We start from the raw sequence: 25,853 nt of genomic DNA, 5'->3' as shown, positions 1-25,853 counted from the left end.
CCTGAATCAGAAGACTTGTTGAAAATGCAAAAATAAAACGGTAAGATCCCATCTGCACACGCTCTTTGCTGTTCTTTGTAATCAGTGACGTAAGTGCTGAGTAAGCAATATTGTTTGCTGTATAAAACACACCATTTAACAGTGTATAAGAAATAAAGAACCATGCGTATTTAGCCGTTGTTCCAAAGCTGACTGGTACTGCAAAGCAGCAGACCAGCGTAATGGCACAACCAATGTATCCGTATAGCATCCATGGCTTCGCTTTTCCCATTTTACTGTGTGTTTTGTCAATCATTGATCCAAAAAATATATCCGTAAAACCATCAAATAGTTTTGATGCGGCAATCAGGGTACCTACGACACCTGCAGCAAGTCCTACTGAGTCCGTCAGATAGACCATCATAAAAGATGTCAGGAAAGCATAGACTACATTACCTGCAATATCACCTGATCCATATCCAATTTTGTTATACCATTTCAAATACTTTTTTTCTTCCAACGAATTTCTTTGCTCCTCATCTTCATTGCACTTAGAATCTCAATATGACTAACCATATGATGTCTAATTCTAATTTTTTCTCTGTTTTTGTCTGATTGCTCTGTATATCCGGACTTTACATTGCAATCAGACTATCCTTCTTTGTTTACGAGTTACATGAAACTTTATTATCCCTTTACATACGGTATCAGCGTAAACTGGAACCGGAATAATACATCATCAAATCGGTACTGATCCAATACAACTGGACCACAACTATTAGAACCAATGCCATTTAATGCGTAGTCAACGCAAAATACTACACTATCTGATTCTGTCAATTCATAATTATGCGTTTCCTTCTCAAGTTCTTCCTGCGTATAATAAGAAGCATTGAATGAGAAGGCATTTTCCGCGGATACCACAATTCCATATCGACTGTTGTTAAGTTCTACATATTCACAATCATAATGGCTTCCATTTTCCTGTGGGCAAATATAATCCTCATGCAAATCCTCTACATTTGCCTGGTACAAACCGTGGCTCGCAGCCTGATGTTTGTCACAATAGCTTTCCTGTGGTCCCATTCCAAAGTATCGTGCAGCTGAAAGTTTTTTATCCAGGAACATCCTCACACCAAATCTTGGCAGGTCCGGGAATTCATCATCTTTTGTTACTTCAATATCTGCATCAATCTTTCCAGCAGCTTCTATTTTCCATGTGATCGTCACATCAAGAATCTTCTGTACTGTCTCTGCCACAACGGATGCATGGCTTGTAATTTTCACACCATGCTTTCCCTGCACGACCTCTGTCGTGTAAGCTCTTGTATAAGCTTTATCATAATGGGCTTTCTTCCATTCAGACTTGATGTACATATCGTTATCTGTTGGAGCTCTCCAAATATTTAATTCCATCGGATGGTTCAAGTATTCCCGCCCTGCGAATTTCATTTCTGTAAAGAGTGCAGTACGTTTGTCTATGGTATAAGCAAATTCACGCCCCTTGATATGGATCTGTGTATCATTTTCATTTACCTGTAACTCAGAGTCCACTGCTGTTTTTTGTAGCCATTTCTCAGCAAGTTTACATTTTGCACCGTCTTTGCTTACCTCAATTTCATCGAATCCAAGAATATGGTCTTCATCCAACAGTGGCAATTCCTTTTTCAGATGGTAAATAAATTTTAAATAACATTTTCCACTCTCTGGCACATTGATTTTAAGGTTTATTTTTCCTTCACTGTGTGGTGCTGCTGAAACTTCTGGAAGTTTACCTTTGCTGATTACAAGCCCGTCCTGCGTCAGTTCATAACTGATCTTCACATAATCTTTCAAGTCATCAAAATCCATGTAGTTATGAAGCACCAGTTCTCCACTTTCTTTGTTATAGGAAATAACTCTTGCCGGGCGATAAACATTCTTGTATTCCAAAAGTCCTGTATGTACCGTTCTGTCCGGATATACTAATCCATCCATACAGAAGTTGCCATCATGAATTTCTTCGCCATGGTCGCCCCCATAAGCATATATGGTCTTTCCATTCTCAGCAGTTCCATGAGCAATCGCATGGTCACACCATTCCCAGACAAAGCCGCCGCACATTTTATCATTATCCTGAATCATCTGGAAGTAATCTTCAAAATCTCCAGGTCCGTTTCCCATACTGTGACAGTACTCTACCAAAAGGAAGGGTTTGCTTCCATCTTTATCCAGATATTCCTGAATTTCGGAAAGCGCCGGATACATCCGGCTGTACACATCCAGATTGCTGTAATCATATGTTTCATCATAATTACGGTATCTTGCACTCTCATATTGTGTGATGCGGTCTGGATCAAAATTCTTTGTCCATTCCAGTGCTTTTTCAAAGTTGCAGCCATAAGCACTCTCATTTCCCATTGACCACATAACAATACAGAAACGGTTTTTGTCACGTTCCACCATGAGTTTTACGCGATCAACGATTGCCTCTTCCCATGCCGGATCATCTGCAATCATCTCATTCCATCGTTTGAACCGATTGTAATCGGTGTCTTCTTTTCTGTAGATCATAAATGGACCATGAGCTTCAATATCTGCTTCATCTATCACCATGAATCCATACTTGTCACACATTTCATAGAAAAATGGTGCGTTCGGATAGTGGCTGGAACGGATCGCATTAAAATTATGCTGCTTCATTAACGTAAGATCGGTTGTGAGCTGTTCCAGACTGATTGTAAATCCAGTAACCGGATCGGAATCATGTCGATTGACACCACGGAATTTAATCTTCTGTCCATTTAGGTAAATGACCTGATCTTTAATCTCTATCTTTCTTAATGCAATGTGATCTACAATTACTTCATTCTCTGTTTCAAGAATCAGTTTATATAGATATGGATTTTCTGTATTCCAAAGTTCCGGACTTGCAATTTCTAATACAGCTGTTCCTTCTTCAGCAATACTTCCTAGTGCTACAACTGCTCCGTTTCTATCTTCAATCGAAATTTTTACATTTAAGGGAGAGTAGAATTTCATTTCAATTTCTACTTTCGCAAGCATATCCTCAATTCTTGTTTTAATATGATAATCACTGATTGCCTGTTTTGGGCGTTTCAAAATGTACACATCCCGGAAAATACCACTCATACGGAATTTGTCCTGATCTTCCAAATAGGAACCATCACACCATTTCATTACCAACACTGCCACTGTATTCGTTCCATCCTGAAGTACATCGGTAACATCAAACTCACTGGTCATATGTGAAACCTGGCTGTATCCTATGTAAAAGCCATTGATCCATACATAAAAGCAGCTGTCTACTCCTTCAAAGTTCAAAAAAGCTTTTGATGCTTTCTCATCTCTGCTGTACTCAAAATTATGTACATAAGCTCCACACGGAATATCCTGTGGCACATATGGTGGATCAAACGGAAACGGATACCGGATGTTTGTATACTGGTGTGTATCATATCCTGCCATCTGCCATACACTTGGAACCTGAATCTCATCAAAATTTTCTGTATCATAATTTTTCTCAAAGAAAGAATCCTGAATGTCATAGATGCTGTTAAAATACTGGAATTTCCAAGTTCCATTCAATAACTGCATACGATCTGATTCTTCTCTGTGTTCCACCAAGTTATCCATTCTTTTGGATGCCGGAATATAATAGGCTCTGGCTGGCATTGTGTTTTCGTGCAGTACGCTTAGATTTTCATAATAACGTGGCACAATCATAAATAACTCTCCTCCAATACATATACTTTTTTGTTCTTTGTTTCCCTAAAGCAAACCTTATACTTTACTTTTTTGTTTACGTTCCTTAGTTATGCTATATATAGCTTATCCTAATCCGCAAAATATGTCTATGAATTGGATTAGACAAAATATGCACTAAATGATACAATGATAAAAAGTGCGAAAAGAGGTGCTGTCCTATGTATTTGAACACCGGTTATTTGAACAACTCACATATGGATTTCAAAGACAAAAGTCGTCCGCTGATTGTAGGTAGCTGTGGTACTTACCGTCTTTCCAGACATCCCAAACTTCCTACCTACCGTCCAAGGGGTCGTCTGGATTATCAGCTTATATATATCACTGCTGGTTGTGGGCATTTTCATTTTGATAATGTAAATAACGAAACGATTGTTCCAGCCGGCAACATTGTACTGTACAGACCGAAAGAACTTCAGAAATATGAATATTACGGAGAAGATAAGACAGAAGTATACTGGATTCACTTCACAGGAAGCAATGTGAAAAATATCTTACGTCAATATGGGTTTCCGGATAAAGAACGTGTCTTTCAAGTGGGTACATCTAATGAATATGAACAAATTTTCAAACGTATCATTATCGAGCTCCAACGCTGTCAAGATAATTATGAGGAAATGCTTGTCCTTTTGCTACGTCATCTTCTGATTAGTTTCCACCGGGAACTGACAAGAGAGTATATATTAAAAAATGAATATCTTGATCATGAGATGGATAATGCTGTTACCTTTTTCAGTGAAAACTACAATCAAAATATCAATATTGATGATTATGCTGCCTCACGAGGCATGAGTGTCAGCTGGTTTATCCGAAATTTCAAAAAATATACCGGTTCTACACCAATGCAATTCATTGTGGGAATCCGTATCAACAATGCTCAGATGTTACTTGAAACAACAACTTATTCCATCAATGAGATTTCTAAGATTGTCGGATATGATAACCAGCTTTATTTCAGCCGGCTTTTTCACAAGCTGAAAGGATATTCGCCAAGAGAATACCGAAAAATAAGAAATAAGTTATGAAATCTATAATGTCATAAAAACTAAATAAAAACATTACAAGGGCTGGAATATCCTGATGATACTCCTTTTGCGAAGCTTCGTGATGATGGCGAGGATTTTGATTTAAATCTTAAGGATATGCAATATATGGCAGAGCAATTACATATGCCATTAGAGATGGTATCAGTTCTTCTTCAAAATTTACAGTCTTATGGTTTTACAGATTCGTATTTCGGAACAATGGAAGAAGGTATCCGGGAAACACTGATGTTACTTAATACAAATGATGAACATAGTTTCCTGTCATTTAATCAGGATGCACTTAATAAGTTTGTTGTTTGTTATGGTGACAATCTTAGTGAAGAACTCGGTAGCGAGATTGTTGATACATTGGATATGCTGGATGAGAGACTTGAGAAGACAAAATACTTATACTTATCTCTTCCAATGATCTTATATGCAGCTGTTAAATGTCGTAGAGAAGGAAAAGATTTTGATAAATTTGTTGAGAAAATCAAAGAGTTCTCTAGCACCTATAAAGATAACGAAAGTTATAGAGCACTCTTAAATGGTGGTACACGTAGTTTACAGTCTGTTACAAGCAGATATAATTACTGGAACAATATTGTTGAGAATTTATAATAATTATGGGAGATTCCAATTATGGAGTCTCCCATTTTTTTACTTTTTGTATATTGTTTATTCTTTACTAAAAAAGAGACTCTAAATAATAGAGTCTCTTATATGTGTATATAAGTCATTCCATAATTGTTATTTTGCGTAAACTTAGCCGAAGGGAACTAGATTGTCATCTGACGCAAAACCCTACGCAAGATTGACGCAAAATACTGTGATAAATGGTAATAAATTATGATACTTTATGATACTTTCACAACACACATGTTTTAGTAATAAAATCGCTAGAAGCCTTGATTTTATTGAGTTTAGCAGAACATTTTTCTGTAAAGTCGCTGAATGGATTACATTCCAGCCTGTTTAGCAACCTCAGCTGCAAAATCGTCTTCACGTTTTTCCATACCTTCACCTGTCTCGAAACGTACGAAAGATTTAACAGCGATAGGTGCACCAACTTCTTTAGCTACAGATTCAACATATTTGCCAACGGACTGTTTACCGTCTTCAGCTTTAACATAAACCTGATCAAGAAGGCAGATTTCCTTTAATTCTTTGTTGATACGACCTGTTACGATACCATCGATAACCTTAGCTGGTTTCTGAGATTCCTTAGGATCGTTCATGATCTGAGCAAGAAGGATTTCTTTCTCGTGTGCGATATGCTCTGCACTTACTTCGTTACGGTTTGTGAACTGAGGCTTAAGAGCTGCAACCTGCATACAAACATTCTTGCCGCATTCTTCAACTGCTTCAGCGGATGCTGTTGTATCCATGTTAACCAGAACGCCAATCTTACCGCCTGCGTGGATGTAAGAAGCGATAACACCGTTTTCGTTTGTCACTTTCTCAAATCTTCTGATGCTCAGTTTCTCACCAATCTTAGCAACCATCTGGGAAAGTTCCTGTTCTACTGTGAAAGAAGCATCATCGATCCATGGTTCAGCCATGAATGCTTCCATTGTTGTGTTGTTGGAAGCCAGTACCTGTGCAGCTACACGTGCAACGTATGACTGGAATACTTCATTCTTAGCAACGAAGTCTGTTTCAGCATTAACTTCAACGATAGCAGCGGATTTCTTGTCATCGGAAACAAGTGTTGCTACGATACCTTCTGCTGCGATTCTGGATGCTTTCTTAGCTGCTGCTGCAAGACCTTTTTCTCTAAGGAATTCTACAGCTTTGTCCATATCGCCGTCTACTTCGTTCAGTGCTTTCTTGCAGTCCATCATGCCTGCGCCTGTCATTTCTCTTAATTCTTTTACCATTGCTGCGGTAATTGCCATGATTCTATTCCTCCGTTATTCATATAATATATAAAAATAATATCATTTAGTTTAAAAAGCTGTCTCAAAGCTTATCCGGCCCCGAGACAGCCTGAACTATTTATTCAATGAACAAATCAGTCTCTATAATTATTCTGCATCAGCTTCAGCTGCTTCTGCTTCAGTTGTTTCAGCATCTGCACCCTGTTTTGCTTCGATAACAGCATCTGCCATCTTGGAAACGATCAGTTTAACTGCTCTGATAGCATCATCGTTACCTGGGATAACGTAATCCAGTTCTTCTGGGTCACAGTTTGTATCTGCGATACCGATCAGTGGAATACCAAGGATGTGTGCTTCCTGTACACAGATTCTTTCCTTCTTAGGATCCACGATGAAGATTGCATCTGGGATTCTCTTCATATCCTTGATACCGCCAAGGTTCTTCTCAAGCTTCTCCCATTCTTTCTTCAGTTCGATAACTTCCTTCTTAGGAAGGACTTCGAATGTACCGTCTTCAGACATCTTCTCGATTGCTTTGAGTCTTGCGATTCTGCTTTCGATTGTCTTGAAGTTAGTCAGCATACCGCCTAACCATCTCTGGTTAACATAGTACATACCACAACGTTCTGCTTCTGCTTTGATTGCATCCTGTGCCTGTTTCTTAGTACCAACAAAAAGAATTGTGCCGCCATCTGCAACGATATCTTTGATTGCATTGTAAGCATCGTCAACCATACCTACAGATTTCTGAAGATCGATGATATAGATACCATTTCTCTCTGTGTAGATATAAGGAGCCATCTTAGGGTTCCATCTTCTTGTCTGATGTCCGAAATGAACACCGGCTTCCAGTAACTGTTTCATTGAAATAACGCTCATTTTAATACCTCCATGGTTTTGTTCTTCCGCAGACGTCCTCTCCGGGTTCAACCCTGTGGGCACCATTCCCGAAATCAATCTGCGTGTCTTTTTTTACCGAGTAGCATTATAACATAAAGGCCTGCCAATGGCAAGCCTTTTCATAAAATTCCTTCTGATTCGTGTAATTCTTACAATTAAATCTGTTAAACCCGATCAACTCAAGCCTATAATTTCTTTAATTCATCAAAAACCACATCATTCAAAACCTTAATGTATGTTCCCTTCATACCGGAAGAACGGGATTCGATTACTCCGGCGCTTTCGAACTTACGAAGTGCATTCACAATAACGGATCGTGTAATACCTACCCGGTCTGCAATCTTACTGGCAACAAGAATTCCTTCATTACCATCCAGTTCTTCAAAAATATGTGTGATAGCCTCTAATTCTGAGAATGACAGTGTACTGATAGCTGACTTGACGATCTGAACCTTTCTTGTCTCTTCTGCATTCTCCTCGTTGACGGAACGAAGCATTTCAAGACCAACGACGGTGGTGCCATATTCGCTCAATATAATGTCATCAATTTCATATGGCTTATCCTTGCGATAAATAAACAATGTACCCAAACGCTCAGCTGCAATATCTATCGGGGTAATAATAGCCTGATAGGTGTTGATGTCGTCGCTCTCAAAGCCAAGTGTCAGCAAATTGACATTCTCCTTTGTAGAAAGGACACTTAATAATCTCTCGTTCAGCATTTCATCAATATGTCCGCCTACAGCATCCACAATCAGTTCATGCAGTTCTGCAATATCCGGTCGATTCTTAATACCGAGTACTTTGCCTTTACGACTGATCACAAGAATGTTGGATTCCAGTATTTCACTGAGCACTTCGCATATGTCGTTAAAGACAACCATATGTGAATTATTGTTATGCAGTAATTTATTTATTTTACGTGTTTTATCTAACAATTGTACGCTCATATCAAATCCTTCTTTCTTTTAAGATTGCCCATTATTACTTTCTCATTCTATCATGAAAATTCCAACATAACAAGGGGAATGTTGGAAAATTTCAAATTTTATTATTAATTAAGAAAATTATACCTACAATTAGGATAAAAAACGACATAAGCACAGACGTTTCCGCAAACTGAATGTTAAATTTAGGTAAAGACAGACAATACACTTTGTCACATTACAAAGAAAAACCAAAAAAAGAATCTGTCCATAAAATCTTTTCAGACTTATCAGACAGATTCTTCTATCACTTAAGGACTATTGGTCTTCTTCCTTTGGATTGGCCATGACAAAGCCGCAGGTTTCATTCATACATACAAGCTTATTGCCTTTATGCAAAAGGACACTTCCGCATTCAGGACACTTCTTATCCGACGGACGCTGCCAGGTCATAAAGTCACATTCAGGATTGCCCATACAGCCATAATAACGGCGGCCTTTCTTCGTCTTCTTAATGACGATATCCTTGCCGCACTTCGGACAACTTACGCCGATTTTCTCGAAGTACGTCTTGGTATTTCTGCATTCAGGGAATCCCGGACATGCCAGGAACTTACCGTGAGGACCATACTTGATGACCATCATACGACCGCACTGATCGCACTGGACATCTGAGACTTCATCTTCAATCTTAACCTCTTCCAACTCTTTTTCAGCCTTCTGAACTGCTTCATCCAGATCCGGATAGAAATTACGGATAACAGTCTTGTAATTCACAACGCCTTCACCGACTTTATCCAATAAATACTCCAGATTGGCTGTAAAGTTTACATCCACAATACTTGGGAAGGACTGTACCATCATTCGATTAACCACTTCACCTAATTCTGTAACATAGAGATTCTTGTTCTCCTTTGCCACATATCTTCGAGAAATAATGGTTGTAATTGTTGGCGCATACGTACTTGGTCGGCCAATACCGAGTTCTTCCATTGTCTTGACAAGGGATGCCTCTGTGTAATGTGCCGGCGGCTGTGTAAAATGCTGTTTTGCGTCAAAATCCTTGAAACTCAGCTGACTGTCTTTATTGATCTTTCTGGCCAGTACATTGTTCTCAGCCTTTTCATCGTCCGGTTTATATACAGACATAAAACCTTCAAAAGCAAGTCTTGAAGTTGATACCGTAAACAAGTATCCTGCCGCTTCTATCTTGATGTTGGTTGTCTCGTAGACAGCCTCTTTCATACGGCTGGCAACAAAGCGATTCCAAATAAGCTGATACAAACGGAACTGGTCTCTGCTGAGGGACTCCTTGACCTTGACCGGCAGCTGATCAAGATATGTCGGACGGATTGCTTCATGGGCATCCTGGATCTTCTTTCCAGACTCTGTGGTCTTAGGTGCAGCGGCGACATATTCCTGGCCATAATTCTCAGCAATGAAGTTTCTTGCGTTGCTGTCAGCTTCTTCTGAGATACGAATAGAATCTGTTCTCAGGTATGTGATCAGACCAACGGTTCCCAGTCCCTGAATATCGACACCTTCATACAGCTGCTGTGCGAGGCGCATCGTCTTCTGCGTTGAGAAATTCAGCTGCTTGGAAGCCTCCTGTTGTAAAGTACTTGTTGTAAACGGAACAGGCGCTTTTCTTGTTCGCTCACCGGTTTTAATGTCCACGATCTGATACGCGGCATCCTTGAGTGCATCCATGATCGCATTCAGCTCTTCCTGAGAATGAATCTCAATCTTCTCCTTTTTCTTGCCATAGAACTTGGCCGTCAGCGGCTTCTTTTCACCGCTGACATTTAAAACAGCGTCCAGTGACCAGTATTCCTTCGGAATAAAAGCATCAATCTCCTGTTCTCTGTCACAGATCAAACGAAGCGCAACTGACTGAACACGCCCCGCACTTAAACCGCGTTTAACCTTGCTCCAAAGAAGCGGGCTGATACGATAACCGACCATTCGGTCAAGCATTCTGCGCGCCTGCTGTGCATCCACCAGATCCATATCGATCTTACGAGGATGTTTAATAGCCGTCTTAACCGCATTCTTTGTGATCTCATTGAATGTAATACGATTGGTATGTGCTTCATCCAGCTTCAATGCCGTTGCCAGATGCCATGATATTGCTTCTCCTTCACGGTCCGGGTCAGTTGCGAGATAAATCTTATCTGCCTTCTTGGCTTCTTTACGCAACATTGCTAATATATCCCCTTTACCCCTGATCGTGATATATTTTGGTTCATAATCATCTTCAACATCGATACCCAGTCGGCTCTTCGGCAAGTCTCTTACGTGTCCGTTAGAGGCTACAACATGATAATTTGAACCCAAAAACTTATTAATTGTCTTCGCCTTGGCCGGGGATTCAACAATAACTAAATATTTAGCCACAGCCTTTTCCTCCACATCTATATACTTAACACATATTGATTTTTTCCTACTCTGTGTATAATTCCCTTCAATTCCATCCTAACCAGACAGTGAATGATACACTGCACATCCATACCGGTCAGCGCAGCAATCTCATCCGCACTTCTGGGAACTAAACATATGCTAGCATACACTACTTTTTCAGAATTATCAAGCGTAATATTATTTTTTTTATATTCCCTGGCCAGAATGCCGAATTCTTCAAGAATGTCCGATGGCTGCATCACCAGCTTGGCACCGGCCCGAATCAGCTGGTTACATCCTTCACTTAAAGCATCATCTATCCTACCCGGAACAGCAAAAATATCCTTTCCCAGATCCAAACCATGTTCAACGGTAGTCAGAGTTCCGCTCTTCTGCTTGGCTTCTGTGACTACAATACCCTTTGCCAATGCAGCAATCAGACGATTTCTTCGCGGAAAATGATATCCCTCCGGTTTTGTCCCCGGAGGAAATTCGGAAAGAATCCCGCCGTTTCTGCTGATCTCCGTATAGAGATCAATATTCTCCCGTGGATAACAGACATCAACACCGCATCCAAGAACAGCAAAGGTACGTCCGCCTTCTTCCAGTGCGCCCCAATGAGCAGCGCTGTCACTGCCCCTGGCCATTCCACTGACAACAGTCAGACCGGAAGCAGCGATACCGCGTGCGAGCATCCTGCTGACCTGTCGGCCGTAACTGCTGCATTGTCTGGCTCCGATCAGTGCGATCATCCACTCTTCCGGGGCTGGTATGCTTCCAAGAAAATATAAAACAATGGGCGGATCATGAAGTGATTTCAACATATCAGGATAATGTGTATCCACAATGGAAAGGCATTGAATGCCCTTTTCCTTCATCTGTGCATAGGCACGGCAGATTCTGTCCCTGTTTCTACTATATATAATACTCTGAAGCTGTTTTTCACTCACAATATGACGACCGGCGATTGTTTTCTTATCAGCTTCATATAATACTCGGATATCTCCGCCGAAAGCATTTAACAACTTAAGCGCTGTTACGTTCCCAATACCGGGAATTGTTCCAAGCCAGAGCCAGTATTCATCCTTTTCCATTGCCGCTTCCCCAATACCTCCCATCCAAACACTTATAGAACACTGCTTCACTTATATCATCTGTCGTAATCCTCAAATGTCCCGATAGATCTGCAATGGTCCGTGCAACCTTCAAAATCTTATGGTATGTCCGTGCACTCAGATCATACTGTTCATAAATATTCTTCATTAACATCCGTTCTTCTGCTTCAAGCGCACAATATCTCTCCACATCCCTGTCATGCAGCTGTGAATTATATCTATAAACGGTTCCGCTGTAACGTGCATCCTGCATGGCCCAGGCTTGTTCCACCCGCTTCAGAATCTGAGCTGAACGCTCTTCATCTGACGCAGCTTCCTGTAAAGACTCAATTCTGGCCGGAAGCACCTCTATATTCAAATCGATCCGATCCATCAGTGGTTGGCTGATTCTGCCAATATAACGTCTGATCTGTAAAGGTGTACAATGGCACTTCCGTACGTCAGGGATAATAGCCGCATCGGCATGGATTAATCGCTGCCACCAGCATAAATCCTGCTGGAAACACACACATCGCCTGCAAACGATTGATCATTATATGGCCGGTCTCTATGGGCTGACGCATTACTTCCATGGCTGCGGAACTAAATTCTGTTAATTCATCCAAAAACAGTACACCCCTGTGAGCCAGGCTGATCTCCCCAGGCTTTGGCAATCTGCCGCCTCCAGCCAATGCCACATCAGAAGCCGTATGGTGCGGACTTCTGAAAGGCCGTGTCGTGATCAATCCCTCTGCAGGCTTCAGCAATCCTGCAGCACTGTAAATTTCAGACACTTCCAGACATTCTTCCCATGTCATCTTCGGCAAAATTGTCGGCAGGCGTCTTGCAGCCATGGACTTTCCTGCTCCGGGAGGCCCGATCAGCATCGTATGATGCATCCCTGCAGCAGCAATCTCAAGTCCTCGCTTCATCGTGTGCTGCCCGCAAATGTCACTGAAATCCAGCTGTGATATCTGCCCTTCTGATCGTTCAAGCAAAGTATCCCTGTCGATATATGCCGGCTCAATAACCAGACGTCCATCCAGGAAGCCAATGAGTTCCTGTAATGTATGTACACCATAGACCTCTATATCATCAACAGCTGCCCCTTCAAAGGCATTCATTGCAGGTACAATACACTTGGTCATCCCCATCCTCTTCGCCATCAAAACAACAGATAAAACACCATTAACAGGGCGCACACTGCCGTCCAGACTCAATTCACCGATCAATACGGTATGTTCCAGACTTTCCGGCATAATAAAGCCATAAGCACACAAAACAGCCGATGCAATGGCTAGATCACAGATCGTTCCCGACTTGCGTACATCTGCCGGTGAAAGATTCACAATGATACGTCTCGGCTCCAATTTGAAACCGGCATTCCGAATAGCTGTTCTAACACGCTCCTTCGCCTCCTTCACCTCTGCTGATAAATAGCCTACCATCTCAAAATAAGGCAGTCCGCCGCTGACATCTGCCTCAACAGTGATCATATCACTTCTCATTCCCAGCAGGACTGCACTGATTGTCTTACTAAACATTTCTGCACCTTTCCTGCAGCAAATACTTCAATCCCCTGACTCACATTATATCTGACAGACAAAAACGTCGCAATTATCATTTAACGACAGTTTTCACAATATACTTTGAGCTTTGTCGACAAATGACAGGTGATTTATCAGATAAAGTCTGGTATAATGTCATCATACATTCATTTTCAGTTTTTACTGATAGGAAAAGACATTTATTGGAGGTTTGTTTATGCGAGCAGTTATACAGCGCGTATCCCGCGCAAGTGTTGATGTTGATAATGAGACCATCGGAAGCATAGAAAGAGGCTTTCTTGTTCTTCTCGGTGTTGCTGATGAAGATACAGAAGAAGACATGGCGTATCTTGTGAAGAAGATTACTCAGATGCGAATATTTGAAGATGAAGCAGGCAAGATGAATCTTTCTTTAAAGGATGTCGACGGTGAGCTCCTGATTATTTCCCAATTCACACTGTTTGCCAGCACGAAGAAAGGCAACCGTCCGAGCTTTACAGAAGCCGGTGCTCCTGATTTTTCCAAGGATATGTATCTGAAGTTTATTGCAGCCTGCCGTGATTGCGGCATACATACAGAAGAAGGCGAATTCGGCGCTCATATGATGGTTTCACTGGTGAACGATGGTCCTGTGACGATTACGATCGACAGCAAGCAGAGACATTGATTCACAGCATCACTGTTATACATATGATGAACCCAGCGCCTTTGAATCATTATGCATAAGCAGCAGGAAGACATCTTTATTCGAGGATGCTTTCAATTTCTATTACTTTTTGATAAATTGCCTCTGCCAGCAATCGATGATTCTCAGGATCCATATGTTCCTGATCGGCTGCACTTGGCTTTGCATATGCAGCCGCATTAAGAAATGCAATATTTTCTTTTTCTGCAATCTGACGATAAACTTTTGCCAGATGCTTTGAGACAGCGACAGATTTCTCCGAGAACTCCGGATCATATCCCGGTTTCCAGACTTTCTCTCCCAGCCAGATGGGCGATATGAGTAGAATTTTACTGTCAGGTGCACCCCCTCGTATTTGCCCGACAATTTTTTCAATACCTTTTCCAATCATTTCCGCTGACGCGTCATAGGCTGCCTTGCAGTCATTAGTTCCCAGCATGACGATGATCAGATCTGCGTGCTGATGTGTTTCAAGCAAAGCCGGGAGCATACGGGAGCCATTTCGATTGTCCCGCAGCGGATCCTCGAAGATGGTTGTCCGTCCGCACAGTCCTTCCTCTTCAATATGATATTTGCCATAGCCCAGCTTTTCATTCAACAAGCTGGTCCATCGTACACCCCAGGGATATCTCTCCCCGTTTTCGGGAATATACCCATATGTATTAGAATCTCCAAAACACACAATCTGCTTCATATCTATCTCACCTCTTGCCTTTATCACTAAATTGTACGTGTCATTTCTCCTTGGATATGCATTAATCATACTATCCAGATATGATATAGTCAAATAGATATTTTTTATAACCTGCTATCATTAAAAGCGGGCCCTGAATTTCAAGCCCCGCTTTAAATGTGTGATTACATTGAACTGTACTAAATTTCCATCTCCATTAAGGCCATGCCTAATGCTTTACCATGTTTATCAATGGCCAGTGAACGTGTAACACCACCGCCAAGTGTCTTATCAAGCACAAAATTCATAGCGCAGAGGCTGTCAATATCATAGCGAATTTGTAACTGTTCAGAGCCAAGCAAAATTTCAAAAAAGAGGTTGGCTCTGAACAGTTACCAGTATTTTATTTTGGGAGTCTGCCTGAAACTGAAGCTCATTTGAAATACAGCATTCATTCAGGCCCTCAGATATGTCCGCATATTCTGAAGTGCTGATTTTTCTATTCTTGAAATCTGAGCCTGCGAAATGGCCAGTTCATCCGCTACTTCCATCTGGGTCTTTCCTTCATAAAAACGCATTTTGATAATCCTGTTCTCCCGATGACTGAGTCTTTTCATTGCATCATTCAGCGCCAGATTCTCAACCCAGCTGTTTTCACCATTTTTCCTGTCGCTGACCTGATCCATAATACACAACGCATCCCCACCATCGGTATAAACCGGTTCATATAAAGACATCGGACTCTGAATGGCATCCAGGGCAAAGACAATGTCTTCCTTCGGAATACCCGTTTCCTCAGCTATTTCCATTACTGTCGGTTCACGATTATTTCTTGTAATCAAAGCCTCTCTGGCGTATATCGCCTTATAAGCCGTATCTCTTAAAGAGCGACTGACTCGTATAGCACTGTTATCCCGCAGAAAACGACGAATTTCTCCAACGATCATAGGTACAGCATAAGTGCTGAAACGTACACCTTGTGTTAAATCGAAGTTGTCGATTGCTTTTATAAGGCCGATACAGCCCACCTGAAAAAGATCATTGACATTTTCATTGGTACCCGAGAAACGCTGTATAACACTGAGAACCAGCCTGAGATTACCATTGATAAAACGCTCTCTGGCCCGCAGATCATGGCTCTTGATCCTCTTCATCAACATTTCCTTCTCGTCTTCTTTCAGGAGCGGCAGTTTTGCCGTATTGACACCGCAAATCTCCACTTTGTATCCAGCCATACAAATACCTCCGCATCATTAGATTGAGAATTCATCCCAAACATAATGATGCGCATGATGAGGTCATTTTATGCAATGCTGTATCAGGAAATATCTGCCGCCTTCTCAAAAGGAATTGTGCCGCCAAAAATATCCAACGCACTGCCAATTGTCACATCCAGACGACGGTTGCCAAGTTTTTTTAATAATTCAACATCATCAAGAGATCCGACACCGCCGGCATAAGTAATCGGAATGCCATCCCAGACGCCAAGCATTGATGCAAGTTCTTCCTCTATTCCGGAGGCTTTGCCTTCCACATCCACTGCATGAATCAGGAATTCACTGCAGTAAGGCGCCAGAAGATTAAGTGTCTCTTCGTTCACAACATGTTCCGTAAACTTTTGCCAACGATCTGTGACAATATAATAAAGTCCATCCTTTTTGCGACAGCTCAGATCCAGAACCAAATGTTCTCTGCCAACGGATTCATGGATTGCTTTTAAATGTTCAAAATCAATCTTTCCTTCCTTAAACACATAAGAAGTGACAATAACATGTGAAGCGCCGGCGCGAATAAACTTCATCGCGTTATCACTATGAATGCCGCCGCCGATCATCAGACCGCCCGGAAAAGCCTCAAGTGCTCCCAGGGCCTGAGCAAGGTCTGCATCATAGTACTCAGAGCCTTCGGGATTTAAAAGGATAATATGACCGCCAATCAGTCCTTTCTCCCTGTATAACCTGGCATACCAGGCTGCATCCTGTTCTGAAACAAAATTGTCAATGGCCTGGTTCATTTCATCCTTTAAACTGCCGCCTACAATCTGTTTCACCTTTCCATTATGTATATCAATACACGGTCTGAATTTCATTGTTCCGCCTCCATTTACGCTTTTGGCCTTATTATATCCAAAATAAAATAATTCTTCAAGCCGCATCATATATTTTAGAGATAGCATTATCGGAGAATTGCTTTATGCGTATCTGTGAACTCCGCGAAAAAGAAGTTATTAACATCCGGGACTGTCAGCGTTTGGGTCGTGTTCTGGATATTGAATTTGATCTTCATACAGGCGTCATCTGTCAGCTGATCCTTCCGGGGCCCTCCCGTTTCTGCGGTTTCTTCGGCCGAGATGCCGAATATCTGATCGGTTGGAAATGCATCCGCCAAATTGGTGCAGATATCATTCTTGTGGACGTTGATCTCGAAAAATGTATGCAAAAACCGACGAATTAAATTGACCTGTGATTCACAATTGTTTATAATAAACGGTAGCAGGGAGTTTTCCCTTTTGTACAGGAGGAAGAATATATGAAGTGCCCATTTTGCAGTGCAGAAGATACTCGTGTTATTGACTCACGTCCGACTGACGACAATGCTTCTATTCGACGTCGCCGCCAATGTCCGGTTTGCGGCAAACGTTTTACAACTTACGAGAAAATCGAGACACTGCCATTAATCGTCATCAAGAAAGACAACAATCGTGAACCCTATGACCGCTCCAAAATCGAAGCCGGCATCGTTCGTTCCTGTCATAAACGCCCGATTTCAACCGCTCAGATTACAGCGATTGTGGATGATATTGAAACGGCTCTTTACAACAGAGAGGACCGTGAAATTCCGACAATGGTCATCGGAGAGCTTGTCATGGATCACCTGAAGGATCTGGATCCTGTAGCCTATGTTCGATTTGCATCCGTTTACCGTGAATTTAAAGATATCGATACATTTATGGATGAGATTAAGAGCCTTCTCTCATCTAACTAAACGAGATGAAACACATTTTTCGAATTTCACTCGCTATCGCAACAGTCGCCAAGGTCTTGTGCCAGCACAGACTTTTTCTCGTTGTTAGCGTAAATCAAAAAGGAAGCTATTCCATCACCCATTCTGTTTGATAACAGAATGGGTTTAGAATAGCTTCCTTTTTTTATTTCTTTTTTATCTCCCTTTGAATTCTACAGCATATCTGCACACACTGTTCATAGGTTTTCTCCGACAGCATATCTTCACCAAAAGCTGCCTGATAGAGTGATGCATTTTAGATGCAGCCGTCAAAACGTCCTGCAGCTACAATCCTTTTTCTGACCTCAGGCTCCTTCCATACGGACAATATCTTTTTTCAGGCGTCCGATAATCTTTTTCTCCAGCCTTGAGATATAGGATTGGGAAATGCCGAGAAAATCTGCTACTTCCTTCTGGGTTTTTTCTTCACCGTCAGCCGTTCGTATGCCAAATCGAAGCTGAATGATTGTCTTTTCTCTCGGCGACAGCTTTGCCAGAGCTTTATACAGCAAATGATAATTAACTTCCTCCTCCATTTTATTGTAGATCACATTTTCATCCGTCCCCAGAATATCAGACAAAAGTAATTCATTGCCGTCCCAGTCTACATTCAGCGGTTCATCAATGGATACCTCCATTTTCAGTTTGCTGCTGCGCCGCAGATACATCAAAATCTCATTTTCAATACATCTTGACGCATAAGTGGCCAGCTTAATATTTTTATCGGGATTATAAGAATTAATGGCTTTGATCAGCCCGATGGTTCCAATAGAAATCAAATCTTCCATTCCTGCACCGGTATTATCAAATTTTCTTGCAATATAGACAACCAGTCGCAGATTATGTTCAATCAGAATATTACGTCCGTGCTCTCTTTCTGCCTCCGTTGCCAACATAGCAATGGCATTTTTCTCCTCCTCGCCCTCTAACGGCACAGGAAGTACATCCGTCCCGCTGATATAATGAATTTCTCCGTTTGATTTATAAATAATGCTTCTGAATCCCCGCACCATACGATATCCCGCATAATTGATTGTCCGCATCACGTCATTACCTCCTGATTTATGATGATTTTACCTATCTGATGCGCTCAGACCATATTCGGATGCAAGATGATCTCATAGCCATCCGTTTTACCAAAAGGCTGCTTTGCTACAGCCAGTACCGGATACGACGTTTGAAAAAAATACCGGCCCTCGAATACAATCAATTCATCCGCGACAAATCCCCTCAGCAGGCCGTTTTCAACACCAATACTGCTGTATGGAATCAATCGAAACCGTGTGTCCCACTCCATTTCTCCCTCAAAAAGACGTGCAGCCAGTTCTTTCCCAATAATGCTGACCGGCTTTCTTCTGATAGGTTCGTACAAACAGTTCCCCGTATCATAAAGCCCGATGGTTTCTATTGTTTTTAGTCCCAATTTGATTTGTACACGGTAAAGAGTCTTCCGCTTATGACGGCAAAGTCGCCTGCATCGTTGACGCAGTTTCCCTGCCAAGTGATGATTCATGAAATGCGTATAATGGAATTGCAGGAAATCATTGTACCTATATATTTCATCCCAGGTGGCAGTCCGGTTTAAAATATTTCTTTCCTCCTGATTTTTGGTACGGATTTATTATAGCGTATGTCCCATAAATAATTTGTCAAAACAGGGCCGTATCATCTGAAATATTTCGACTAAAACTGCCGGATTCATCACGCCAAAGTTTTGTGATGATAAAAAAGAATGATAATATTGAAGACAAAAAGGCACACCCTGACGGATGTGCCTTAAAATTCAAATATTCAATTCATTATTTCTTCTGTAAGAAGCTAGGAATCTGAATGTTGCCTGTTGTACCTGCAGGTTTCTTCGCAGACTGATTCTGCTGAACGAATGAAGGTGGTACAGGACTTCCTGTCGGCGCTTTGTATGTATTGCTGCCAACGCTTGTCTGGTAAAGCGGTTTCTTTGCATAACCAGGTTTCTGTGGTGTCTCCACTTTCTTCTCTTCTTCAAGACCTGTTGCAATAACAGTAATTGTTGCTGAATCCGGGTTAGAATCATCATACATTGCACCGAAGATAATATTCGCAGATTCACCTGCCAGCTCTTCAACATACATAGCTGCTTCATTGGCTTCAATCAGACCGATATCACCGGAAATATTGATAATGATATCTGTTGCGCCTTCAATCGTTGTCTCAAGCAGAGGGCTCGTGATTGCCTGCTTAACAGCTTCAAGTGCTTTATCATCACCATGGCCTTCACCAATACCGATATGTGCAATTCCCTTGTCTTTCATAACAGTTGAAATATCTGCAAAGTCAAGGTTGATCAGACCAGGAACATTGATCAGATCAGTGATACCCTGAACGCCCTGCTGTAATACTTCATCTGCCTTCTTCAGCGCTTCAGGCATAGATGTTCTTCTGTCAACAATCTCAAGCAGCTTGTCATTCGGGATAACGATCAGTGTATCAACATTCTGTTTCAGTCTTTCAATACCCTGGATCGCATTGTTCATACGCTGTCTTGCCTCAAATCTGAATGGCTTTGTAACAACACCGACTGTCAGACATCCGAGATCTTTGGCAATGCCGGCAACAACAGGTGCTGCACCTGTACCTGTACCGCCGCCCATACCACAGGTAACGAATACCATATCAGCGCCTTTGATCAGCTCTGTAAGCTCGTCCATACTCTCTTCTGCCGCCTTTGCACCTACTTCAGGCTTTGCTCCGGCACCAAGACCTTTTGTCAGCTTCTCGCCGATCTGTACTAACTGTGGTGCCTTACATAACTGCAGTGCCTGACGGTCTGTATTAACACCGATGAATTCAACACCGAGAATATTTTCATCTACCATTCGGTTGACAGCATTGTTACCTGCACCGCCAACACCAATTACAAGAATTTTTGCTGCTGCTTCATTTTCATTTGGTTTTATCTCAAGCAAGGTTCTTCCTCCTTCATATTTTACCTTTTATCGTACCATACCATTATATAATATTATTTTTTTTTAAAAATATCAACCTTTATTTATGAATCTTTTGTAAAAATAATTGAATCTTTTGTCGAATCGTACTCCTCAAGGTGCAGTGTCCCGGACAGACCTTCCAGTTTCGAAAGCAGATCATTCAGTTCAGAAATCTTTTCTTCCATATATATATCTTTGCCGAGAAGAACCTTAACCTTGCCCATGACAATATAATAGCCGCCGTCATCTGACTTGCCAAGACTATCTGCAGTAATCGCTTCGCTTCGAAGAATAGCTGCAATATCCAAAAAATCTGCAAAGACACCGGTATCATCAGACACCAGTTGTTCACCTACTTCTGCTGTATCAGCTGTTATACCGCTTAAAAGAAGGACATCCTGAAGCTTCTCTGTTTGTTTCAAAACAATTTTGCCGCTGTCATTGACGTAAATGTATTCATCTTCTGACTGAACATATCCCGACAGTTTTTCTTCATTCACCTGTACAACAATTGTCTGTGGATTTCTGAGCTGTACATGAATGCTGTTCAACAACGGCTCAGAGGATATATCCGTTTTGCGGTTAAGCAGCCACAACAGCAATGAATTGTTCTGACATTTATCATATTGGATCAATGTCTGGATCGTCTCATCACTGACACGCTCATTCCCTGTAATCCGGATAGTCTTAATCCTGCAGCCAAACACCACCGCCAGAATAAGGCCGACAGTAACAATCAGAACCAGCCACCCCTTCATGCTTTTCTTCTTTTTCTTTTGTTTGCCGGGACGCTTCCTTCTCTGACTTTCTTGCATCTCTCTGTCTGTATCTGTCAATCAATTATCCTCCCATCTTCGTTCTGTATGATCAGTTATACAGCAAATCTCAGCGCCTAATTGCCCAAGATCCCTGCATATATCCTGATAGCCGCGTTCAATATGCTCACTTCCGTGAATCACCGTCTCTCCCTCTGCTGCAAGACCTGCGATGACAAGTGCCGCCCCGCCCCGCAGTTCTTTCGCCTCCACCGTTTCACCATGCATCCGGCAAGGGCCATGAATCACTGCTCTTCGCTGATCAACGGTAATATTACCGCCCATTCTTATCAGTTCCGGAACGACTTTGTATCGATTCTCAAATATATGCTCCGTCACGGTGCTGTCCCCTCTGGCCTGACACAGACATGCCAGCATCTGAGACTGCATATCCGTCGGAAATCCCGGATAAGGTTCTGTTTCAATTTCTTTAACAGCCAAGAGCATAGACGGTGCTATTATTTTAATACTTTCTTTGTAAATAATCAAGCCACATCCTGATTCTACCAGCACATCTGCAACAGCACGCACATTTTCAATATGAATTCCCTTTAAAACAATCTCTCCGCCAACAGCGGCGGCAGCAGCCATGTAGGTACCCGCAGCAATTCGATCAGCCATGATCGTGTACTCTGTATCATGAAGTGTTTTTACCCCTTTGATCCATATCCTCTCTGTGCCTTCTCCTTCTATGCACGCACCGGATTTTTTCAGGAAACGGCACAGATCTGCAATTTCAGGTTCCATAGCGGCATGGATAATTTCAGTAACACCGTCTGCAAGTACAGCAGCCAGCAAAATATTTTCTGTCACCCCTACACTGGGATAAGGCAGTTCAATCCTGTTTCCCTTCAATCCTGTCGTTTTGCATTCAATTTTATTTTCCTTCAGATCGATCTGTACATTCATCTTTCGAAGTGCATCAATATGCCAATCTATAGGCCTGGCCCCTATGGTACAGCCGCCGGGATAAGGCATTATAACTTCCTGTCCTCTTCCCAGCAGCGCCCCCAAAAGGATGATCGATGAGCGCATTTTTCCGGCATCCAGAGAAGAAACGGCAACTGTATCCATCTGATCTGTTTTTACCCAGACGTCTCCGTCATCCCACATAATCCGGGCACCCGACTGCTGAAGAATACGCAGCATATGATGCACATCCATTATCTGTGGGCAGCGGCGAAGACGAACCATTCCGTTATTCAAAACAGAGGCAGCAATGATGGGCAGAGCAGCATTTTTGGCGCCCTGAACTTCAATCTCGCCATGTAGACTGTGTCCGCCGCGGATCTTTATATGTGACATATCTCGCCTCCACGATTACAGGTTTGTGACTTCCCGTCATAATTTATGATATGTATGTTTTTCCCTGTTGTGCAATGTTTTGTACAATTCCGATTTCACACATCAAAAATATCAGCGACGTTCCGCCGTAACTGATAAACGGCAGTGGGATCCCGGTATTTGGAATACTGTTTGTCACGACAGCAATATTGATCAGCATCTGAAGCCCCAGATGTGCTGTTACCCCCATCGTCAGCAGTGCCCCCGGTATATCCGGTGCAGAATTAGCCGTAATCAGACACCGCCAAATCAGAAAAATAAACAGTGCTGCAATAATTCCTGCACCAAGAAGTCCCCATTCCTCGCATATAACAGAAAAAATCATATCATTATGTGCCTCTGGTATATACGCCAGTTTTTGAATACTTTTCCCATAGCCCCGGCCAAAAAGGCCGCCTGAACCAATGGCATACAAAGACTGTCTTGTCTGATAACCTTTTGGATGCGTTTCAACATTCAGCCATGCCTCGATCCTTCCTACCCGGTATGAGGCAAGCTTCAAAAATATCCCCATGAATCCACCACCTAATCCCATCAGCACAAAAAACGGCAGCCATTGCCTGCTGGCTATAAAAATGATAATGAAAGCAATTCCCATAATGATAATTCCCGTGCTGAGATTTGTCACCATGACCATTCCCGCCGCCGGCATCATCCATAAAAACACGAGCAGTATGCCCTTCCATTTTTTCATCATGCTGCCGGCGGCTCCGCAGATGGATGCCAGGAAAATAATCAGTACAAATTTAGCAAATTCCGACGGCTGAAAACCAATAGAACCAATATAAATCCAGCGTTTTTGGCCATGGCTGGCTGTCCCCACAACAAAAACCGCCGCCAGCAGCAAAAGCGAAAGACCATACAGCGGCAGAGCCATTTTAAGCAATCGGTGATAATCCAGTTTCATCATCAGAAACATCGCTGCTGTCCCGAGAAGTACGGTAAAAATCTGTCGTTCCACATAATAAAAAGCATTCCCCATATGCAGCCGGGCTGTATAATTGCTGGCACTGTAAATCATCAGCAGCCCAAACAGAATAAGCCCGAATACCGTGCCGAGCATCGCCCAGTCACCCACAAATCTTTTTCTATTCATTGCCGTCACCCGAATCACTTTCTATGTCCGGCCATTGCCCCAGGTAATAAGGCAGAACATTCTCAAAAATCTCTCTCATGACCGGCGCCGCAACGGTTCCTCCATAATAGGCACCGGTCGGCTCGTCAATTAGAACGATGCCTATGATCTCAGGGTTATCCGCCGGGGCAAAGCCGATAAAGGAGGCAATATATTTGCCGGATCCTCTGGGCAATTTCTGGCTGGTTGCCGTTTTGCCGCCAATCCGATATCCCTCAATGAAGCATTTTTTGCCTGTACCTTCCGAAATAACCTTTTCAAGCAATGCCTTCATTGTATCGCAGACTTCGGAACCAATGACATGCGCTTCTTCATTATAGTGCAGTCGGATCATATTGCCTTTGGCATCCACGATCCGAACCCCAAAATGCGGTGTGATCAGTTTGCCGCCATTAATGACAGCACTGACTGCCCGCAGCATTTGAATAGGTGTGATCTGAAAAGACTGTCCAAAGGAAATCGTCGCAAGTTCCACATCCCCCACATTGTCAATCTGATGCATGATCGAACTTGCCTCTCCCGGGAGATCAATGCCGCTCTTTTCCATAAGTCCAAGCCTATCAAAATATTGGTACATTACCTGAACGCCAGTTCTAAGACCGGTTTCGATAAAAACAGGATTGCACGAATTCATCAGTCCTTCCACAAAGGATTCAGAGCCATGTCCGCTGATCTTGTGACATCGTATCCGCCGGTCATCGACAATCTTATATCCCGGGCAGTAAAAACGGTCATTTTGTGAAACCGCGTGGGATTCCAACGCAGCTGTAGAGGTAATGATCTTGAAGGTGGATCCGGGTTCATAGGTATCGTTCAGGCAGCCATTTCGCCACATCTGGTTCAACGCATCCTGTATAGCGTCTGTTTCGGCATTTTCAGGCAATAAATAAGGCGCATTCAGATTGAATTCCGGTTCATTGGTCATGGCCAAAATTTCTCCGTTTTTCGGATTCATTAAGATAACAGAGACGGATTTTGCTTCCTTCTGTTCCATGATTCTTTTTGCAACCTGCTGGACATAGCTCTGGATCGTATAATCCAGACTGATATAAAGATCACTTCCGGGAATCGGTTCCACCCGCCCCTCGGATGTATTTTCGACTTCAATGCCTCTTGCATCCGTCGTTGTCAGAATCGTCCCCTCTATTCCCTGCAAATAGGCATCATATTGAACTTCTAACCCAATAATGCCCTGATTGTCGCCGCCCGTAAAACCCAGCACTTTGGAGGCCAGCGTTTTGTATGGGTAATAACGGGTATAATCTTCATCCACCATAACCCCATCCAGTTTGTATTCACGGATTTTGTCCCCCAGCGCTTTGTCAACATTAGCCTTAATACGTTCAATAGATGACACTTTTTCGACCCGTGCCCGTACTTTTGCTTCATCCAGCGACAAGACCTCTGATAAAACACGGATAATCTTTTCAGGTTCTTTGATCTGATTGTGTATCACAGAAATTGTACAGACAGATTTGTTGTCCGCCAAAACCCTTTGGTTTCTGTCATAAATCAGCCCCCGTGCCGCCTTGATGCTTCGCTCCCTTTCATGCAGTGCATCGGCCTGGCTCTGATAGTACGCCGACCGAAATATCATCAGATAAGCCAGCCGCCCCATCAAAACCAGGCCGATACCCACAATAAAAGCGGCCACTATGAGCATCTTTCGTCTATGATAGATTTTAATATGCATACATACGTCCGCTTTATTTTTTA

General features: G+C 42.4%; 25 protein-coding genes. 5 read left to right on the top strand and 20 right to left on the bottom strand.

The genetic code is table 11. The features are described from left to right. Positions 1–499: MFS transporter (locus tag WMO25_RS00210; protein WP_349083214.1), on the bottom strand; the 499-nt coding region annotated here is incomplete at its 3' end. 167 nt (positions 500–666) lie between these two features. Next, entirely contained in the window at positions 667–3,705 is a 3,039-nt protein-coding gene (locus WMO25_RS00205) for a glycoside hydrolase family 2 TIM barrel-domain containing protein (protein WP_349083211.1), read from the bottom strand. Between the two features lie 200 nt (positions 3,706–3,905). On the opposite strand from WMO25_RS00205, the gene WMO25_RS00200 reads away from it, so the two are divergent. Together WMO25_RS00200 and WMO25_RS00195 are read left to right on the top strand one after the other, a co-directional pair. Then, positions 3,906–4,769 (top strand): AraC family transcriptional regulator, encoded by an 864-nt coding sequence (locus tag WMO25_RS00200; RefSeq protein ID WP_349083208.1) that lies wholly within the window; start codon positions 3,906–3,908, stop codon positions 4,767–4,769. A gap of 126 nt (positions 4,770–4,895) precedes the next feature. Then, on the top strand, positions 4,896–5,390 hold the full coding sequence (locus WMO25_RS00195) for a hypothetical protein (protein WP_349083207.1): 495 nt from the start codon (positions 4,896–4,898) through the stop codon (positions 5,388–5,390). Positions 5,391–5,728: 338 nt separating this feature from the next. Here the strand turns inward: WMO25_RS00195 and tsf are convergent, their stop codons facing one another. The 7 genes from tsf to WMO25_RS00160 all read right to left on the bottom strand — a co-directional run bounded on the left by tsf (position 5,729) and on the right by WMO25_RS00160 (position 13,513). After that, positions 5,729–6,667, bottom strand: a complete 939-nt coding sequence (gene tsf / locus WMO25_RS00190; RefSeq protein WP_015514515.1) for a translation elongation factor Ts — start codon at positions 6,665–6,667, stop codon at positions 5,729–5,731. Between the two features lie 129 nt (positions 6,668–6,796). Beyond that, entirely contained in the window at positions 6,797–7,528 is a 732-nt protein-coding gene (rpsB, locus tag WMO25_RS00185) for a 30S ribosomal protein S2 (protein ID WP_015514516.1), read from the bottom strand. A gap of 206 nt (positions 7,529–7,734) precedes the next feature. Continuing rightward, positions 7,735–8,499, bottom strand: coding sequence for a GTP-sensing pleiotropic transcriptional regulator CodY (gene codY / locus WMO25_RS00180; RefSeq protein WP_015514517.1), 765 nt, complete (start codon positions 8,497–8,499; stop codon positions 7,735–7,737). 294 nt (positions 8,500–8,793) lie between these two features. Continuing rightward, a complete protein-coding gene (gene topA / locus WMO25_RS00175; protein WP_349083204.1) occupies positions 8,794–10,872 on the bottom strand; it encodes a type I DNA topoisomerase in 2,079 nt (692 codons plus the stop codon). Positions 10,873–10,889: 17 nt separating this feature from the next. Next, complete coding sequence (gene dprA, locus WMO25_RS00170) at positions 10,890–11,969, bottom strand: DNA-processing protein DprA (RefSeq protein WP_349083202.1); 1,080 nt, start codon at positions 11,967–11,969, stop codon at positions 10,890–10,892. Then, positions 11,956–12,363 (bottom strand): magnesium chelatase subunit ChlI family protein, encoded by a 408-nt coding sequence (locus WMO25_RS00165; RefSeq protein ID WP_349083220.1) that lies wholly within the window; start codon positions 12,361–12,363, stop codon positions 11,956–11,958. Before WMO25_RS00165 ends, dprA begins: the two co-directional genes overlap by 14 nt. A 67-nt stretch (positions 12,364–12,430) precedes the next feature. Then, on the bottom strand, positions 12,431–13,513 hold the full coding sequence (locus tag WMO25_RS00160) for a YifB family Mg chelatase-like AAA ATPase (protein ID WP_015514520.1): 1,083 nt from the start codon (positions 13,511–13,513) through the stop codon (positions 12,431–12,433). Between the two features lie 220 nt (positions 13,514–13,733). Between WMO25_RS00160 and dtd the strand changes: the two genes are divergently transcribed. Then, positions 13,734–14,183 (top strand): D-aminoacyl-tRNA deacylase, encoded by a 450-nt coding sequence (gene dtd / locus WMO25_RS00155; RefSeq protein WP_215689936.1) that lies wholly within the window; start codon positions 13,734–13,736, stop codon positions 14,181–14,183. Positions 14,184–14,259: 76 nt separating this feature from the next. On the opposite strand, the gene WMO25_RS00150 is transcribed toward dtd, so the two are convergent. The 4 genes from WMO25_RS00150 to hisA form a co-directional block, all read right to left on the bottom strand. After that, complete coding sequence (locus WMO25_RS00150) at positions 14,260–14,895, bottom strand: GDSL-type esterase/lipase family protein (RefSeq protein WP_349083198.1); 636 nt, start codon at positions 14,893–14,895, stop codon at positions 14,260–14,262. A gap of 179 nt (positions 14,896–15,074) precedes the next feature. Further along, positions 15,075–15,236 (bottom strand): AtuA-related protein, encoded by a 162-nt coding sequence (locus WMO25_RS18915; protein ID WP_435384294.1) that lies wholly within the window; start codon positions 15,234–15,236, stop codon positions 15,075–15,077. 93 nt (positions 15,237–15,329) lie between these two features. After that, entirely contained in the window at positions 15,330–16,109 is a 780-nt protein-coding gene (gene sigG, locus WMO25_RS00145; RefSeq protein WP_015514527.1) for an RNA polymerase sporulation sigma factor SigG, read from the bottom strand. An 83-nt stretch (positions 16,110–16,192) separates the two neighbouring features. Then, entirely contained in the window at positions 16,193–16,963 is a 771-nt protein-coding gene (gene hisA / locus WMO25_RS00140; RefSeq protein WP_253059966.1) for a phosphoribosylformimino-5-aminoimidazole carboxamide ribotide isomerase, read from the bottom strand. 104 nt (positions 16,964–17,067) lie between these two features. Here hisA and WMO25_RS00135 point away from each other — a divergent pair, with 104 nt between their 5' ends. Both WMO25_RS00135 and nrdR read left to right on the top strand, forming a co-directional pair. Next, complete coding sequence (locus WMO25_RS00135; RefSeq protein ID WP_015514529.1) at positions 17,068–17,328, top strand: YlmC/YmxH family sporulation protein; 261 nt, start codon at positions 17,068–17,070, stop codon at positions 17,326–17,328. A 75-nt stretch (positions 17,329–17,403) separates the two neighbouring features. Continuing rightward, the gene (nrdR, locus tag WMO25_RS00130) at positions 17,404–17,859 is read left to right on the top strand and encodes a transcriptional regulator NrdR (protein WP_015514530.1); all 456 of its coding nucleotides are present in this window, start codon (positions 17,404–17,406) and stop codon (positions 17,857–17,859) included. 323 nt (positions 17,860–18,182) lie between these two features. On the opposite strand, the gene sigE is transcribed toward nrdR, so the two are convergent. The 7 genes from sigE to WMO25_RS00095 all read right to left on the bottom strand — a co-directional run bounded on the left by sigE (position 18,183) and on the right by WMO25_RS00095 (position 25,830). Then, on the bottom strand, positions 18,183–18,920 hold the full coding sequence (gene sigE / locus WMO25_RS00125) for an RNA polymerase sporulation sigma factor SigE (RefSeq protein ID WP_015514534.1): 738 nt from the start codon (positions 18,918–18,920) through the stop codon (positions 18,183–18,185). 47 nt (positions 18,921–18,967) lie between these two features. Then, entirely contained in the window at positions 18,968–19,390 is a 423-nt protein-coding gene (locus tag WMO25_RS00120) for a sigma-E processing peptidase SpoIIGA (RefSeq protein WP_117528639.1), read from the bottom strand. A 286-nt stretch (positions 19,391–19,676) separates the two neighbouring features. Then, positions 19,677–20,822: a cell division protein FtsZ gene (gene ftsZ / locus WMO25_RS00115; RefSeq protein ID WP_215689944.1), complete on the bottom strand. Its 1,146-nt coding sequence runs from the start codon at positions 20,820–20,822 to the stop codon at positions 19,677–19,679. Positions 20,823–20,905: 83 nt separating this feature from the next. After that, entirely contained in the window at positions 20,906–21,679 is a 774-nt protein-coding gene (locus WMO25_RS00110) for a cell division protein FtsQ/DivIB (protein WP_215689945.1), read from the bottom strand. Next, the gene (murA, locus tag WMO25_RS00105; protein ID WP_349083191.1) at positions 21,680–22,963 is read right to left on the bottom strand and encodes a UDP-N-acetylglucosamine 1-carboxyvinyltransferase; all 1,284 of its coding nucleotides are present in this window, start codon (positions 22,961–22,963) and stop codon (positions 21,680–21,682) included. It lies immediately after the preceding gene. Positions 22,964–23,006: 43 nt separating this feature from the next. Then, positions 23,007–24,098 (bottom strand): FtsW/RodA/SpoVE family cell cycle protein, encoded by a 1,092-nt coding sequence (locus WMO25_RS00100; RefSeq protein WP_349083189.1) that lies wholly within the window; start codon positions 24,096–24,098, stop codon positions 23,007–23,009. Further along, on the bottom strand, positions 24,091–25,830 hold the full coding sequence (locus WMO25_RS00095) for a peptidoglycan D,D-transpeptidase FtsI family protein (protein WP_349083187.1): 1,740 nt from the start codon (positions 25,828–25,830) through the stop codon (positions 24,091–24,093). The genes WMO25_RS00100 and WMO25_RS00095 overlap by 8 nt, the downstream gene beginning before the upstream one ends. Positions 25,831–25,853: the final 23 nt, after the last annotated feature.

The sequence above is a fragment of the Coprococcus intestinihominis genome, from assembly GCF_040096555.1.
Classification (GTDB): domain Bacteria; phylum Bacillota; class Clostridia; order Lachnospirales; family Lachnospiraceae; genus Coprococcus_A; species Coprococcus_A intestinihominis.
This window is presented reverse-complemented; position numbering and strand designations above follow the sequence as displayed.